Genomic DNA, 15299 nt, shown 5'->3' with positions numbered 1-15299 from the left:
TACATTGTGTCCTTCGTCTTGAATGGGAATCCCAAATGAACGCACTTGATAAGGCCGGTCGCTTTCGCCTCGGCAGTCGTGATGTCAGACGCATGGGCTACGGCGCCATGCAACTCGCCGGGCCCGGCGTCTTCGGTCCGCCCAGGGACAGGGCGGCTGCATTGGCCGTGCTCCGCATGGCGGTGGAAAGTGGCGTCAACCACATCGACACCAGCGATTTCTATGGCCCCTACATCACCAACCAGATCATCCGTGAGGCGCTGCACCCATACCGGGACGATTTGGTCATCGTCACAAAGGTCGGCGCCAAGCGCGGGTCGGATGCATCGTGGATCCCTGCCATGTCGCGCGAGGAGCTGACTCAGGCCGTTCACGACAATCTGCGCCACCTCGGTGTGGACGTGCTGGATGTGGTGAACCTGCGCAGCATGTTGGGTATCCACGGGCCGGCGGAAGGCTCGCTGGAAGAGCCGCTGTCAGCCCTCACCGAACTGCAGCGGCAAGGGCTGATCCGTCATATTGGGCTGAGCAACGTAACGGCCCGCCAGGTCGCGGATGGGCGCCGGATGTGCGACATCGTCTGCGTTCAGAATCACTACAACCTGGCTCACCGCCATGACGATGAACTGATTCAACAACTGGCGAGCGATGGCATCGCCTACGCGCCGTTTTTCCCGCTCGGTGGTTTTTCGCCGCTGCAGTCGAATGCGCTTTCGGCAGTGGCGACAGAACTCTGCGCGACGTCCATGCAGGTGGCACTTGCCTGGCTGTTGCAGCGCTCACCCAATCTCGTGCTGATTCCCGGCACTTCGTTGGTCGAGCATCTGCGACAGAATCTGGCGGCAGCTGAACTGAAACTGCCCGATGAGGCAATTGCCATATTGGACACTATGGCCGCGAGCGCTGCGTCGCACTGAGTTGAGAATGCGCGTCCATGGCTGGACGCCCTTCGACGCAGCCACAGATCAATGTGGCCGCTGACCGCGCCAATGCGGACGTTGCCTCAAGCTATGCTGAACAGCTGTTCAGGCCGAGGACCGGCCAGTGACAGTAACTCGGTCTGAGCGGTCTGTCGCTGGACGGCGCCCTTCGGTTGCGAGCGCCCCGTTCCGGTCCTGCAGACACCGAAACTCGATGGTCGGAACCAGACGTCCGCGAGCAAGCTGTACTGATCTCTCGCCATGGAACACCCGCGCGGGGGCACTAAATCGCGTTCATGGACGCAACGCCTCGTGCTGGAGATAGCCCAGACAAAGCGACTCCAGCTGCCCACGCAATGCGCGCAGCATTTTCGGCGGCGCACCACCTTCGAGCATCGCGCGGGTGGGGCCGGCCATCGCCGCGGAGAACATGAACGATGTCAGTGCCAAGTCGTCGAAGCGTGCGTCGGACGCGGTCGCCAGCATGGCCGAGATCGCGGCACGGTTCCGTCTTCCCACTGCCTTCACAAGTTCCGTCGAATCAAGCTCGCCGGCTACTCCGTAGAGCGCGCATGCTTCGTCGATGCGCTCGGTCTTGGCGCGCACGAAGGCCTCGACAACCGCAGCGACCATGACGCTCAGCCGGGCGTGATGCATTGCTCGAGCGGCCGCCTCGACGGTGTCTCCGACGCGGGTCAGATGACGCTGCAGCACGGCATAGAGCAGCGCCTGCTTGTTCGGGTAGTACTGGTACAGCGTGCCGACCGAGACGCCGGCGCGGTCGGCCACGCGCGTGGTCGTCAGGCGCCGCGGCCCATCGCTCAGCAAAACCTGAATGGTCGTCTCGAAGACGGCGTCCACAGTGACCTGCGATCGCGCCTGGCGCGGCTGTTTGCGAGGCCCGAGGGCGACGGACGATGGCGGCAGCATATGCGAATTCTATATCTGAAGGATTCTTCATAAACTCCAGTATCTCAGCCGACTTTACGAGGAGAGAATTGCAATGCCAACGACCGACAAACGGGTCGCCCTCGTCACCGGTGCCAACAAAGGTATCGGGAACGAAGTGGCGCGTGAGCTGGCGCAACGCGGGCTGACCGTGCTGCTGGGTGCGCGCGATGCGGCGCTGGGCGAGGCAGCCGCAGCGGCGCTGCAATCGCTAGGGCTCGACGCCCGGTTCATCGAAATCGACCTGGGCGGGCCATCCACGCTGACCGCAGCCGCGGAGCGGATCGATGCCGAGTTTGCCCGTCTCGACGTGCTGGTCAACAACGCCGGCATCAGCGACGCACGCGACGCAGCACCGTCAGAGGCCAGCATCGAAGCTGTCCGTCGCATCTTCGACACCAACTTCTTCGGCACGCTGGCCGTGACGCAGGCGATGCTGCCTTTGCTGCGCCGCTCGTCGGCCGGCCGAATCGTCAATGTGTCGAGCGAACTCGGCTCATTGACGATGAACTCAGACCCGCAGTGGAAGTACGCCGCGTACAAGTTCCTGGGCTACAGCGCATCGAAGGCGGCCTTGAACATGCTCACGGTTCAGCTCGCGGCAGAGCTGCAGGAAGCGGGCATCAAGGTGAACGCAGTGAATCCCGGCTTCACCGCCACTGACCTGAATCACCATCAAGGGACGCAGACCCTCGCCGAAGGTGCAGCGGCCGCGCTGCATTACGCGCTGATCGGCAACGACGGCGCTTCCGGCGGATTCTTCAGTGCAGACGCACCGCTTGCTTGGTGAACTCGCGATTGCCGGGCTACTCCGCATCGGCGCGAACTCACCTGCCGGATTGCGTAGCAAGAACGTTATGGGAATCGATGCTTCCAAGGCGGCGTTCATGAACGACCCCTAATGGCCGAACAGCGGTCCGTTGATGCAGCAATGTGAACGACCGCAAAGGCCGAGGACCGGCCAGTGACAGTAACTCGGCCTGTGCGGACACCGATCTTATCGAGGGCAACGTCGGCAATGCGGCTACCGGCATTAAAGATTGCCGCCCGGAAGGCGCGAGCGCTTGGCGTGCCAGCGACGCGATCAGATAGCGACTTGGCGCAATCGGATGCTGCCTGATCAGCGTCTTTTTGGAACACTGGCTCCACCAACAACTCTGGAGCCACACTGTGACCCATCTCACCGTTCTCATCACTGGCGCCTCTTCGGGCCTGGGGCGTGCTACCGCAAAATACTTCCATGCCCATGGCTGGAATGTCGTTGCGACGATGCGCGATCCCAATCAAGAAAGGGAACTGACGCAACTCTCCGGTGTCCTGGTCACCCGACTCGATGTCCAGGATGAAGAGAGCATTCAACATGCCGTGGCTTTGGGCCTTCAGCGTTTTGGCCGCATCGATGCGCTCGTGAACAATGCCGGATATGGCGCCTATGGGCCGCTGGAGGCCACATCCATGGCAAAGGTTCGCCGACAGTTCGATGTGAACGTGCTGGGTCTCCTTGCCACGATCAAGGCCGTTCTGCCGCACTTCAGAGCACAGCGCAGTGGCACCATCGTCAACATCTCCTCGGTGGGCGGACGCCTTGCCTTTCCGCTGGGCACGCTCTACCACGGGTCCAAGTTCGCGGTGGAAGGCCTGTCGGAATCACTTCACTACGAGTTGGTGCCGCTTGGTGTTCGCGTCAAGGTGGTGGCGCCTGGCGGCATGAAGACGGACTTCGGCACCCGCTCCCTGGACTTCAGCAACGATCCCGCCATCGAGACCTATCAGCCACTGGTTCAAACCACCCTTGGCGTGCTGGGCCCGATGCTGGCGCAGGGCGCGGAACCGGAAGATGCGGCGGCGGTCGTCTATGCTGCGGTCGGCGATCCAAGCCCTCGGCTCCACCACGTGGCGGGTGCCGATGCAGCGCAGATGCTCGCTCAGCGTAATCAAGTGGGCGAGGAAGCATTCATGGCCGGCATGCGAACACAGTTCGGCATTCACGGCTGACAGCGGAACAGATCGCAGGAGAGGACACAGCGGGTCATGCAAACCCAGACCTACGCCTTGGATGCGACATGGCGCACGCTGCTCAGCGATCTCGGCATCTCGCCGCAGAACGCGCTGCGTCGAGCGAACCTGCCGGAGGACTTGCTGCAGCAAGCCTCTGTCCGCTTGCCGCCCGACAGCTACTTCCGGTTCTGGGAAGCCATTGAGGCGGAGACCGGCGACGCATGTTTCCCGCTGCGGCTTGCGCGCACCATCCGCAGCGAGTCCTTCCTGCCGCCCTTGTTCGCGGCGCTGTGCAGTCCGGACCTGTTCGTGGCCGCGCAGCGCATCGCGAAATTCAAGGCCTTGGTCGCGCCCATGGACTTGGCCGTCATCGAGGAGCGGGGGACCGTGGCCATCGAATTCACCTGGCCCGACGGGCCGCCTCCACCCGCGTCACTGGTGGTCATGGAGCTGTTGTTCGTGGTTGCCCTGGCGCGCATGGGCACCCGAGAGGAGATCCGTCCAATCGAAGTGCTGACGACGCGCCCTCCTGCGCCCAGCGATCCCTATGAACAGTATCTGGGCCTGCCGATTCGGCGTGGCGGAACCCATCGAGTCACCTTCAGTGCCTCAGTGCGTATTCCGGACCAACGTGACCGCTGATTCCGGTCATCGTGACCGGGCGATTCCGGGAACGTGACCGGCGAATCCGGTCATCGTGACCGGGCCGTTGGACTACGACACCGGAATGGTGTTGCGCATGAATCAACCTGGCGGACCAAGTAGCTTCACTGCATTTGCAGGAGCCCCATGGCCGCCCCAAGGATCAACATGCGCAAACTCAAAGACGCCTTGCGTCTCAAACTCGAAGGTGGGCAATCCCACCAGCAAATAGCCACCGCTCTGGGCATCTCCAAAGGTGTGGTCACCAAGTACGTCGGCTTGGCCGTGGCCGCCGGCCTGGACTGGCCCACCGTGGCAGCGATGGACGAAGCAGCCCTGGAGCGGCAGCTTCTTTCCGCACCGCGGCCCAGCGATATCTACGCCCAGGCCGACTACGGCCGCATTCACCAGGAGCTGCGCCGCAAAGGCATGACGCTGGCACTGCTGTGGGAGGAATACTGCGCCCAGACCGGCGACGAACACGACCCCGAGCATCCCGTCAAACCCTGGCGCTACTCGCAGTTCTGCGAGAACTACCGCCAGTTTGCCAATCGTCTGAAGCGCTCAATGCGCCAAGTCCACCGCGCCGGCGAGAAGCTGTTCATCGACTACGCCGGACCCACGGTGGCTTTGACCAATGGCCAGCGCGCCAACATCTTTGTCGCCGCCATGGGCGCCTCGGGCTACTGCTTCGCGCTGGCCACGCCGGCGCAAACGGCCTGCGACTGGCTCGGCGCCACGGCGCGCGCGCTGACCTTCTTTGGCGGCGTGCCGCAACTCATCGTCCCAGACAACCCACGCGCCTTGGTCAAAAGCGCCAACCGCTACGAGCCACAGTTGAACGACACCGTGCTCGACTTTGCCCGCCACTACGGCTGCTCGGTGCTGCCCGCGCGGGCTTATCACCCACAGGACAAAGCCAAGGTCGAGCTCAGCGTGCAACTGGTGGAGCGCTGGATCTTGGCGCGCCTGCGCAAGATCCAGTTCGCCACCATCGACGACGTCAACGACGCCATGGCCCCGCTGCTGGAATACCTCAACCAGCGCGCCTTCCAGAAGCTGCCCGGCTGCCGGGCCAGCGTGTTCAAGGAAATCGATGCCCCGGCGCTGATGGCGCTGCCGCTGCAAGCCTGGGAATGGGCGGTCTTCAAAACCGTGCGCGTGCATATCGACAGCCACATCGAGTTCGAAGCCCACCGCTACAGCGTGCCCCACGCCCTGGTGGGCATGGCGCTGGAGCTGCGCATCACGGCCAGTGCCGTGGAGGTGGTGCACCGCGGGCAACGCGTGGCCAGCCACAGGCGCTGTGCGCACCCGGGGGGCTTCACCACCGTGGCTGAACACCTGCCCGATCGGCACCAAGCCCAGGCCCAGTGGACGCCCGAGCGGCTCATCCATTGGGGCGAGCGTGTCGGCGTGGCCTGCGCCCTCACGGTGCGCCGGATGCTGGAGCGGCAGCGGCATCCCGAGCACGCGTACCGAGCGTGCCTGGGGTTGTTGTCCTTGAGCAAACGCTACGGCGACGCACGCCTGGAGGCGGCCTGCGTGTTGGCGTGCGCGTTGGGCACCTCCAAGTACACGCACATCCGCGACATCTTGGTGAACCGGCGCGACCTGCTGCAAGCCAGCACCACGCCCGAGTGGACGAGCCCGTCGCACGCGCATGTGCGCGGCGCGGATTACTACCAATGAACATCCCACACGAGAACGAGACGACCATGATGATGAACACGACCCTGAATCAGCTGCGCGGCTTGCGGCTGGAGACCATGGCCCAGGCCCTGGAGCAGCAACTGCGCACCGGCGGCATGGCCGCCATGAGCTTTGAGGAGCGGCTCGCCCTGCTGGTGGACCGCGAAGTGCATGGCCGGCAGGACCGGCGCTGCGCGCGCCTGCTCAAGTTGGCCAAGCTCAAATACCCACAGGCCGCCATTGAGGACTTGGACAGCCGCAGCACGCGCGGCATTGAGCGCAGCGCGGTGATGAGCCTGGCCCTGGGCGATTGGGTGCAGGCCGGGCATGCGGTGCTGATTACCGGCCCCACCGGGGCGGGCAAATCGTGGTTGGGGTGCGCCTTGGCGCAGCACGCTTGCAGGCGTGGCCACAGCGCCATCTACCAACGCGTGCCCCGCCTGGGCGAGGAGCTGCGCATACGGCACGCCAATGGCACCTTCACGCGTTGGTTGGACACGCTCAAGAACACGGACGTGTTGCTGCTCGATGACTGGGGGATGACGGCCATGGATGCGCAAACGCGGGCCGATTTGCTGGAGATCATTGATGACCGGGCGGCCAGCCGCGCCACGATCATCACCAGCCAGTTGCCCATTGAGCATTGGCACGAATGGATTGGTGACGCCACGATGGCCGACGCGATGCTGGATCGGCTGATGCAAAGCCATCACCGACTCACGCTCACCGGAGAGTCGTTGCGCAAGAAGGTGCCGGCCAAAGGCAAGGCGGGCTCGCAGGCGCCCGCAAGCAAAGATACCGATTGATTCTCTGATGCCTGTCGAGCGGGATCATGCATACATGCCCGATCGGGGGGTGCCTCCGGCGGCCTGGCGGGGGCCTGACGAAACCGTTTCAACAACAATTTGAGAAAGGAAAGCCAACCCTCAAAGCAAGCCAAACCTAAAATCAAGCCGCGCAACACCACCATCGGTCACGATGACCGGAATCAGCGGTCACGTTCGCCGGAATACGCACCTCAGATGCCCACAGGCCGTTTCTGACCTCGAATGCCGCCATATGGGCCGTGTTTGAGCCAGAGCTGCGTCTGCGCCTGGCCGACTTGGGCGCTGCGGTGACGACCGCCGCCAGGGTGCATGCGGCGCTTTTGGAAGGGTTGCCGAGCGGCCGCTGCAGCATGGAGGCCATTGCCGCCAAGCTCCTGATGAGCAAGCGCACGCTGCAGCGTCGGCTGGAAGGTGAAGGGCGCAATTTCCAGCACATTCTCCAGGAGACTCGCCAGTCCTTGGCCAGACATTACTTGTTGAAGACCGCGCTGCCCATCGCCGAGATTTCGTTCTTGCTGGGCTTTGACGAGCCGAACTCGTTCTACCGGGCGTTCAAGAACTGGACTGGACGAACCCCGGACGGCGCCAGGCAGGGACAGGTTGCACACTGACAGTCCATCCTCGTCCATTGATCAGGTGTGAGTCTGCGGGCTGTCGATGACGGCAATGGGTCGTGACCGGCCTCTAGGAGACCGTCGGACTTAAGCCCGAGGGGCGGGTGGCGGCGGCGAGCGGCGCGGTTTTTGCGTGACCCGGCACGCCGCCAGCGTCTTCATCACTTGCACAGGCTCCTGGGCGGCCCGTTGGGGCGCGTAGCAGGTCGTGCGGTGGGGCGTGATCTGGGCGCACTTCCCCCTTTGCTCGTCACCTGGCGCGCAGCACATGCATGCGCTTGATGTTCCAGGCCATGGTCACGAGGTTCCACTCGCCTTGCGCCTTGTGCAGTCCGCGCATGCTCATCTGACGCCAGCCCATGACGTGCTTGATGATGCCGAACACGGGCTCGACGGTCTGCTTGCGCAGTTTGTACAGCGCCCGGCCTGCCTGTGTGGACAGGCGGTGGGCCATGTTGGCGACCGGCTCCGCAGTTCGCGGCGCGTCGGGGTCGGGCCCAAACCGTTCGGCCAGTGGCACGTGATGCGACTCGCGCTTCATCGCCAGCAGCGGCTCGATTCCCGCCTGCACGCAGGCGACCACGTTCGCCTGGCTGCAAAAGCCGTTGTCGGCGACCAGGGTCTGCACGGTGCCCAGCGCCTCGGGCAACGCCGCTATCTGCTCCAGCGTGGGCACCACTTCGCGCTTGTCATTGCAGGACTGCGTGACGTGCGCGGTGACCACCATCATCGTCTCGATGTCCACGCCGGCTTGGGCGTTGTAGCTCTGCTCGAAGCCGCCGCCGGACACCGGCATGATGCGCGACTCCTCGTCCGTCAGGTTGACCTGGTCGCCGTCCTGGGGACCGGCCTGGGGCGGCTCGGGATCCCGCCCGCGCGGCTTCTTGCCAGCCTCGCGCTGGGCGCGGCGCTTGGCCTCTTTGGCCTCAAACTCCTGCTGCTCCGCCTTGAATCGTTCGGCGGCGCGTTGCGCAATCTTGGCCTTGGCCTGCGCGATGGCGCGCAGACGGTCCTCGCGGCGGGCAATCTCGGCGGGCACATCCATGCCATCGGGCGCGCTGGATCCATCATCCTTCTCCGCCCGCGCCAACAGGTCCTGGACTTCCTGGCGCAACTGCGCCTCGATCTTGTTGGCATGACCCCACGACAGCGCCTTGTGCTTGCTCGCGTTGGCTCCAATCTTGGTGCCGTCCAGCGCAATGTGACCGAGCTTGAGTAACTTCATCTCGCGCGCCAGCACCAGCACCTGCACGAACAGCGCCTCGATCTCCTTCAGAAAGCGCCGACGGAACGTCGCCAGCGTGTCGTGATCGGGATGCGTATTGGCCGCCACAAAGCGGAACGCCACCGAGTCGTAGGTCGCGCGTTCGATCTTGCGGCTCGAATGCACCCCGTTGGCATACCCGTAGATCAGCAGCCCCAGCAGCACCGCAGGGTGATGCGCGGCAGAGCCACGGCCCGCGTACTGCTTGACCAGATCGTCCAGATCAAGCCGATCAATCACTTCGACCACAAAGCGCGCAAGGTGATCACTGGGCAACCACTCGTCCACCGAAGGCGGCAGAAGGTAGGCCGTGTCTCGATCAACACAAACAAAGCGGCTCATCGCGAGGAACTCCTCAATGCACTGTCGCCATTGTCTCGGATTGATCCATCAGGCGTAAGCCTGGAAAGTCCGACAGCCTCCTAGGCCGAATCTGGCGAGAGTCCGTTCAGGCCGAGGAGCGGTCGTGAGGATTGCACCACATCCAAGAAATGTCGCCTATGGCCGCCGACATGTTGACCTGCCCCGCCTGGCGCCTGTGACCGCTTTGGATCAGAACGACTGGCGGGTTTGCGCTGGAATACTCACAGACACGAGCCAGCGCGGCAACTGCTCGAAAAGCCGGCGCAGCAGATGGCCGTTTTCATCAAGGGCGATGTGATCGTGATCGACCGGAGTCCTGTGGGACCTCCATCAAACCCGGCGGCTGTTCACTCGCGGTGTAGATGCTGCCCCAGAAAGTCTATGAATACGCGCAGCCTCGGAACCATGTGCCGATTCGTCGCCCAGAGAATCTGAAACATGCCTTGACGGGTACTCGCACTCTCGAGCACAGGGCGCAACTTCCCCTCGGCCAGCGGTTCACGCGCGACGAAATCTGGAACGTAGGCAATACCAAGTCCTTGCAGCGCGGCCGACAGTACCGCTTCGGTATTGTTAAAGACGAGCTGCTGCGATCGAACAGAGGCGCTCTGGCCTTGCAATACCGACACGCCATTGAGTAGCCACTCCTGGAGCTTGCCGCTCGACGGATACTTGAATCGCAAACACACGTGATTCGCGAGGTCACGGGCATTGCCAAGCGCCCCATATTGAACAAAGTAGGCGGGCGATGCGCACACGATGAACCGATAGGGGCAGAGAGGTTTCGCCGTAAGGGTGGAGTCGGACAAAGGGCCACTGCGGATCACAGCGTCGAAGCCCTCGTTGATCACGTCGACCAAGCGGTCGCTGAAATCGAATTCCAGGTCAATTTCGGGGTATGCATGGCGAAATTGAGGGATGACTGGTAAGAGAAGGCGGTAACCAATGGTGGGCAAACTGATCTTCAGCCTGCCGCGCGGTGTCCCTTTTGCCTTCGAAAGCTCTGCCTCGGCGTCCTCGATCTCTTGCAGTGCACTGCGGCAACGCACGAAAAACGTCATGCCCTCGTCGGTCAGGCTGATCTGACGTGTGGTGCGATGGAAAAGCCTGACACCCAAATGCTTTTCGAGGCGGGCGATGCTCTTGCCGACAGCTGAAGCGGAAAGCCCGAGATCGCGGCCTGCGGCAACGAAGCTCAGCGTTTCGGCAGCCCGCACGAAAGCGGCCAGCCCACTCAAATTGTCCATAGTGCAAATCGCGTAACGCGTCTTACCGGTATTGCGGAATTTTCATCCACATTGTTCGGATAGCAAAGCCATTTATCTCAAGACGCCCTCTGCCTAGCATCACCCTCAATGCGAAGTGTGGTACGCCTATTCGGGACCATGCCCTTCACCAGCATTTGACTAGAGGATTTCTGTATGAGCATGGACGAATGTGGCACTTACAACGGAACGCAGAAGCTGTTGGTCCTGGGTGCCATTTGCCTTTCCGGACTCTCGATGCCCGTCAGCTTCACTGGCCCGGCAGTTGCATTGCCTGCTATCGCGCAAGGTTTGGGCGGAACCCCCATCGAACTTAGCTGGGTGACGAACGCTTTCATGCTAGCGTTCGGTAGCAGTCTCATGATTGGCGGCTCTCTCGCCGATCGCTATGGACGCAAGCGGCTGTTCATGCTCGGAACGATGGGATTCGCAATCTTGTCACTGATCGCGATGCACGCCACTAGCATGCTCTGGCTGGATACTTTACGGGCGCTACAAGGAGTCGCCAGCGCCGCGGCGCTGTCGTCGGGCGCCGCGGCATTGGCCCAGGAGTTCGAAGGCAACGCGCGCACCCGTGCGTTCAGTCTGCTGGGGACCACGTTTGGCGTCGGCCTGGCCTGCGGCCCGGTCGTCGCCGGATTTTTGATTGAGCATTTCGGCTGGCGTTCTGTCTTCCTGAGTGTGACGGCGATCACGCTGCTCGCCTTCGCGTTAGGGGGATGGTGCATCCGCGAAACGCGCGACCCAGGTGCGACAGGATTCGATTGGCTGGGCGCGGCAACATTCACCGGTGCTTTGACGTTTTTCACCGTTGCGGTCCTGCTCGTGCCGGAAAACGGATGGTTGAGCGCACCCGTGCTGGCCCTGCTCGCAACATCCAGTCTGATCATGGCCACCTTCGTGATTGTCGAACGGCGATCCAAACGGCCGATGCTCGACTTGTCCCTGTTTCGCTACCCGCGTTTCATCGGCGTCCAGTTCCTGGCGGCAGCGCCTGCGTATGCCTACGTCGTCCTGCTGGTGCTTCTGCCTCAGCGCTTTATCGGGATTGAGGGGCTGGACGCGATGACAGCGGGGCAAATGATGTTCGCGCTGTCGGCACCGATGCTTGTCATTCCCTTCCTTGCCGGGATGCTGACTCGGTGGCTTTCGCCTGGTCTCATCTCCGGCGTCGGGCTTCTGCTGTGCGCCTGCGGCAATGTGTGGCTGGCCCAGTGTCCTCCTGGGCAACTGCCGGATCAGACCATCTTGGCCATGATCCTCATTGGCATCGGCGTGAGCCTGCCGTGGGGCTTGATGGACGGTCTTGCAGTCAGCGTCGTACCCAAGGAGCGGGCGGGCATGGCGACCGGCATCTTCAACACAACGCGCGTTGCCGGAGAGGGCATTGCGCTTGCCATCGTGACGGCGCTGCTCGGTGGGATGGTCCAAGCGAACTTGGCAAGCACCGAACCTGCCAGCGTGAGCAGTGCCACTTTGTGCGCTGCGGCCAATCGCCTGGCGATGGGCGACATGTCCCGCGCGCTGCAGTTGCTGCCAAACGCGACGCATATCGGGCTCATGCACAGTTACGCAGACGCATTTCATCTCCTGCTCTACGTGCTGGCCGCCATCAGCTTGCTTTCTGCTGCGATGGTCTTCGGGTTCCTGGGCCACTCCAAACCCACATATGTCGAACTCAGTGAACTCCGTGGCGAGAGTGCCGGGTTGTAGGGATAGCCGTCATTTGGTAACTGCGGACTGACGGTTGCGCCGCAATCTGCGACCATCGTTGTAAAACAGTACCAATCACGACAGATAGTGCCTTTCGCGTCATGAACTTGGCTTGCAGAAGCTGCAAGGCAATCAGCCGTTCACTTTGGGCGAGTACCCTCTCGCATAAAGAAAAAGGTGAGGACGGCGCCCGCCAGAAAGACGGCGGCGATCATCGCCAACGCCAGACCGGCTTTCAGGGTGGCGCCCTGCAGCAATGCGCCGAGGACGGCGATGCCCATGGCGCCGCCGCTCTGGCGTGCAGCGTTCAATACTCCGGATCCCACGCCGACGAGTTCTGGAGGCAGGCTCGAGAGGGCTGCTGCGACGATCAGGGGTAGCGTGCCGCCGCCCATGCCGATGAGCAATCCACCGACGCTCATGCTCGAGGACGTAAAGCCGAAGGTGGCCAAGATCGCTGCGCCGAGCACCCCGGCCAACATCCCCAGGGCGGCTAGCAAGCGAGCACCGATGGCGTTGACGATCCAGCCCGAGGCCGTGGCGAACACGGCGGTCGATAGAGTCATCGGGATCAGCAGGACGCCCACCGACAGCGGCGAGTAGCCCTGCGCCTGCAGCGCCACGGGCAGGACGAACAGCGCACCGTAATACGAGAGGTTGTAGAGAAACGCCGCGCCCACCGACGCGGAGAAGGTCCGAGACCGGAACAGGCTGAGTGGCAGCATCGGCTCCTGCCGACGATGTTCGACCGCAATAAACAGCAGGCTTGCGGCCACGCCGATGGCCAGCGCGCCGACGATGGCTGGCGACGTCCAGCCGTATTGACGGGCCTCAATGGTCGAGAAGGTGATGGTGAACAGAGCCACGACCGCAAGAAGCTGACCAGCAGGGTCAAAGGCGCGCCGATGGGTCGCTGGCTTACCGGCGGAGATGGCGGCGATGGAGAGGACCACCAGGCAGACCGGAATGTTCACGAAGAAGATGGAACGCCAGCCGAGGGTCTGGACCAGGAACCCACCGATCAGCGGCCCCGCCACCAACGCGGTCGCCGAGATTCCGCTCCAAATGGCCACCGCCCGCGCCCGCTGATTGGCCTGCGGAAAGGCATTCGTCAGTAAAGCCATGGAACTGGGCAGGATCGCCGCGGCGCCAAGGCCTTGCACCGCGCGGGCGGCGATCAGCTCGGCCACGCTATGGGCCAGGCCGCAGGCTGCCGACGCCAGGGTGAAAAACGTCAGGGCGCCCAGGAACACCGGGCGCGCGCCCCACCGGTCGCTGGAGGCGCCGGCCGTGAGGAGCAGGCTGGCGAAGACCAGCGTATAGGCACTGGCGACCCACTGCAACGCGGATAGGGGCAGGCCAAACATGTCCCCGATGCTCGGCAAGGCCACGTTGACCGCCGTCACATCCAACGTCACCATGAACGAACTGATGCCGACGGCAGTAAGAACGAATGCTGGCGACTGCATCCCACCGATGCGCTTCGGTGCAGCGAGGGTGGATTTGACTTCGATGGACATGACCAGCACCAAGTGGGGGCGATGAGTCCATTTTGCTCAGCGATGTCGCAGAAGTAAAATTAGACTTGCAGATTCATTGCATAAGTTGAGCTACTGACCATGATGAACCTCATGCACTGGCGACTGCTCATCGCGATCGCAGAGTCGGGCGGCATTTCCAAGGCGGCGGCGAATTTCGGTGTGACCCAATCGGGCGCGAGCCAGGCGATCGCACGGCTGGAAGAGTTGCTCGGGGTGCCGCTGCTGGTTCGAGACCGCAGGCACACGGTGCCGACAGCCGTTGGCGAACAGGTCATCGCCCGGGCACGCAAGATGCTGGCCGAGCTCGACGCGATCCAGGCCCTGGCCGACGAAGCGAAGGGCTTGCATCGGGGACGGATCAAGCTGGCGAGTTTCCCGTCCGTGTTTGTCGCCCTGCTGCCGCCGTTGCTGCGTACTTTCCGCCGACTGCACCCAGGCATCAAGGTGGTTGCCTTGGAAGCCAGCGACGACGAGGTCGAGGCCTGGCTCACCAACAACACCATCGACCTGGGCGTCGTCATGAATCCCTCACCCGAACGCAACGCCGTGCCGCTGGGGCATGACGAATGGGTGGCGGTTGTCCCGGTGCGGCATCCTCTGGCTTTGCGTAGTCCTCATGGCAGTGTGAATCTCGGCGAACTGGTTGAGGAGCCTTTTGTGCTGGCCACAGGAGGATGCGTGATTCATGGGAAAAGTCTGGCGGAGTCCGCAGGCTTGTCGCTGGCCGACCAGCGGGTCACGGTTCAGGACTGGGCGAGTGCGTTTGCCTTGGTCCGTGAAGGGGTCGGCGTCACCCTCGTGCCGAGTCTGACCCTGCCTGAGAATCAAAAGGGACTGCGCGTGCTTCCATTGCAGACACCGATTTATCGTCACTTCGGTTTGGTTTGTTCCGAAGTCGGAAGAGCATCGCATGCCGTGAGCGCTTTTTTGGATGTTGTTCGCGCGACCGAGCGGCCCAGTCGCTGAAGGAAATGCCAGACAAGGCATGCAGCAAATGTACGTTGCACACGCCTTGATCGCGTTGGCACTTGATCTGCGAGAGACTTGGTGAACGCAGGCCGGGATCTCTTCGGTCTCGATGAAGCACCTGACGTTGTGTTGGAAATCAACAAACTCGGTATATGGGTTGGCTGGAATTGATCCGCTGCGCTCCTGACCGCGCATGCGGGTCTCCTCGACGGCCGCGACGCAACCACCCACCACCAGTACCTTGACAAGATGCGTCTCGTTGCGGCTCGGCCCGGCCGACCCCGAGCCTTCGCCCCTTCTCGCCCACCACGGCCACCTCCACTTGCAGCTCCACCGCCTGCAAGATGCCACCGCCAGCAACCGCAGAGCAACCGGACGGCCGAATCGATGGCCTGCCTAGGCCGCGTATCGACGCAGCTTCTGGGCCGTCTGTTCGCGCTGCACGCGGGCACCACGCCGCTGCACTATCTGCAGCGCATTGGCCCGACTTCCGCCGCTGCGGCGTCGGCCGGGTTCACCTCCGACGTGCAGTTACGGCATGCC

13 protein-coding genes are annotated in these 15299 nt (G+C 62.8%); 9 read left to right on the top strand and 4 right to left on the bottom strand.

Annotation, left to right across the window (positions count from 1 at the left end):
* The first annotated feature begins 35 nt into the window (after positions 1-35).
* Positions 36-917, top strand: a complete 882-nt coding sequence (locus tag THIARS_RS05730; RefSeq protein ID WP_094159825.1) for an aldo/keto reductase family oxidoreductase — start codon at positions 36-38, stop codon at positions 915-917.
* 297 nt (positions 918-1214) lie between these two features.
* On the opposite strand, the gene THIARS_RS05725 is transcribed toward THIARS_RS05730, so the two are convergent.
* The gene (locus THIARS_RS05725; RefSeq protein WP_245845550.1) at positions 1215-1781 is read right to left on the bottom strand and encodes a TetR/AcrR family transcriptional regulator; all 567 of its coding nucleotides are present in this window, start codon (positions 1779-1781) and stop codon (positions 1215-1217) included.
* 142 nt (positions 1782-1923) lie between these two features.
* On the opposite strand from THIARS_RS05725, the gene THIARS_RS05720 reads away from it, so the two are divergent.
* The 6 genes from THIARS_RS05720 (at position 1924) to THIARS_RS05695 (ending at position 7638) form a co-directional block, all read left to right on the top strand.
* Positions 1924-2658, top strand: coding sequence for an SDR family oxidoreductase (locus THIARS_RS05720; protein ID WP_094159823.1), 735 nt, complete (start codon positions 1924-1926; stop codon positions 2656-2658).
* Positions 2659-3038: 380 nt separating this feature from the next.
* Positions 3039-3863, top strand: coding sequence for an SDR family oxidoreductase (locus tag THIARS_RS05715; protein ID WP_094160648.1), 825 nt, complete (start codon positions 3039-3041; stop codon positions 3861-3863).
* A gap of 57 nt (positions 3864-3920) precedes the next feature.
* The gene (locus tag THIARS_RS05710; RefSeq protein WP_222423033.1) at positions 3921-4508 is read left to right on the top strand and encodes an AraC family transcriptional regulator ligand-binding domain-containing protein; all 588 of its coding nucleotides are present in this window, start codon (positions 3921-3923) and stop codon (positions 4506-4508) included.
* 147 nt (positions 4509-4655) lie between these two features.
* Positions 4656-6200, top strand: coding sequence for an IS21 family transposase (istA, locus tag THIARS_RS05705; RefSeq protein ID WP_094158946.1), 1545 nt, complete (start codon positions 4656-4658; stop codon positions 6198-6200).
* A 26-nt stretch (positions 6201-6226) separates the two neighbouring features.
* A complete protein-coding gene (gene istB, locus THIARS_RS05700; RefSeq protein ID WP_094158947.1) occupies positions 6227-7006 on the top strand; it encodes an IS21-like element helper ATPase IstB in 780 nt (259 codons plus the stop codon).
* Between the two features lie 260 nt (positions 7007-7266).
* Positions 7267-7638 (top strand): helix-turn-helix transcriptional regulator, encoded by a 372-nt coding sequence (locus tag THIARS_RS05695; protein WP_245845549.1) that lies wholly within the window; start codon positions 7267-7269, stop codon positions 7636-7638.
* 253 nt (positions 7639-7891) lie between these two features.
* Here THIARS_RS05695 and THIARS_RS05690 read toward each other — a convergent pair whose 3' ends face one another.
* Entirely contained in the window at positions 7892-9247 is a 1356-nt protein-coding gene (locus THIARS_RS05690; RefSeq protein WP_094159249.1) for an IS1182 family transposase, read from the bottom strand.
* A gap of 368 nt (positions 9248-9615) precedes the next feature.
* Positions 9616-10515: a LysR family transcriptional regulator gene (locus THIARS_RS05685; protein ID WP_094159820.1), complete on the bottom strand. Its 900-nt coding sequence runs from the start codon at positions 10513-10515 to the stop codon at positions 9616-9618.
* Positions 10516-10689: 174 nt separating this feature from the next.
* On the opposite strand from THIARS_RS05685, the gene THIARS_RS05680 reads away from it, so the two are divergent.
* Positions 10690-12246, top strand: coding sequence for an MFS transporter (locus THIARS_RS05680; protein ID WP_013123581.1), 1557 nt, complete (start codon positions 10690-10692; stop codon positions 12244-12246).
* Positions 12247-12386: 140 nt separating this feature from the next.
* On the opposite strand, the gene THIARS_RS05675 is transcribed toward THIARS_RS05680, so the two are convergent.
* Positions 12387-13766, bottom strand: coding sequence for a DHA2 family efflux MFS transporter permease subunit (locus THIARS_RS05675; RefSeq protein WP_141202340.1), 1380 nt, complete (start codon positions 13764-13766; stop codon positions 12387-12389).
* 99 nt (positions 13767-13865) lie between these two features.
* Here THIARS_RS05675 and THIARS_RS05670 point away from each other — a divergent pair, with 99 nt between their 5' ends.
* Positions 13866-14753, top strand: coding sequence for a LysR family transcriptional regulator (locus THIARS_RS05670; RefSeq protein WP_094159818.1), 888 nt, complete (start codon positions 13866-13868; stop codon positions 14751-14753).
* Positions 14754-15299 lie beyond the last annotated feature (546 nt).

The organism is Thiomonas delicata, from assembly GCF_900088825.1.
In the GTDB taxonomy this organism is placed as follows: Bacteria; Pseudomonadota; Gammaproteobacteria; order Burkholderiales; family Burkholderiaceae_C; genus Thiomonas_A; species Thiomonas_A delicata.
This window is presented reverse-complemented; position numbering and strand designations above follow the sequence as displayed.

What these genes read in the sequence shown, in the direction of transcription:
- istA (WP_094158946.1), top strand. Translation starts at nt 4,656, where the DNA reads ATGGCCGCCCCAAGGATCAACATGCGCAAACTCAAAGACGCCTTGCGT.
- THIARS_RS05690 (WP_094159249.1), bottom strand. Translation starts at nt 9,247, where the DNA reads ATGAGCCGCTTTGTTTGTGTTGATCGAGACACGGCCTACCTTCTGCCG.
- THIARS_RS05685 (WP_094159820.1), bottom strand. Translation starts at nt 10,515, where the DNA reads ATGGACAATTTGAGTGGGCTGGCCGCTTTCGTGCGGGCTGCCGAAACG.
- THIARS_RS05720 (WP_094159823.1), top strand. Translation starts at nt 1,924, where the DNA reads ATGCCAACGACCGACAAACGGGTCGCCCTCGTCACCGGTGCCAACAAA.
- THIARS_RS05670 (WP_094159818.1), top strand. Translation starts at nt 13,866, where the DNA reads ATGATGAACCTCATGCACTGGCGACTGCTCATCGCGATCGCAGAGTCG.
- THIARS_RS05730 (WP_094159825.1), top strand. Translation starts at nt 36, where the DNA reads ATGAACGCACTTGATAAGGCCGGTCGCTTTCGCCTCGGCAGTCGTGAT.
- THIARS_RS05680 (WP_013123581.1), top strand. Translation starts at nt 10,690, where the DNA reads ATGAGCATGGACGAATGTGGCACTTACAACGGAACGCAGAAGCTGTTG.
- istB (WP_094158947.1), top strand. Translation starts at nt 6,227, where the DNA reads ATGATGATGAACACGACCCTGAATCAGCTGCGCGGCTTGCGGCTGGAG.
- THIARS_RS05675 (WP_141202340.1), bottom strand. Translation starts at nt 13,766, where the DNA reads ATGTCCATCGAAGTCAAATCCACCCTCGCTGCACCGAAGCGCATCGGT.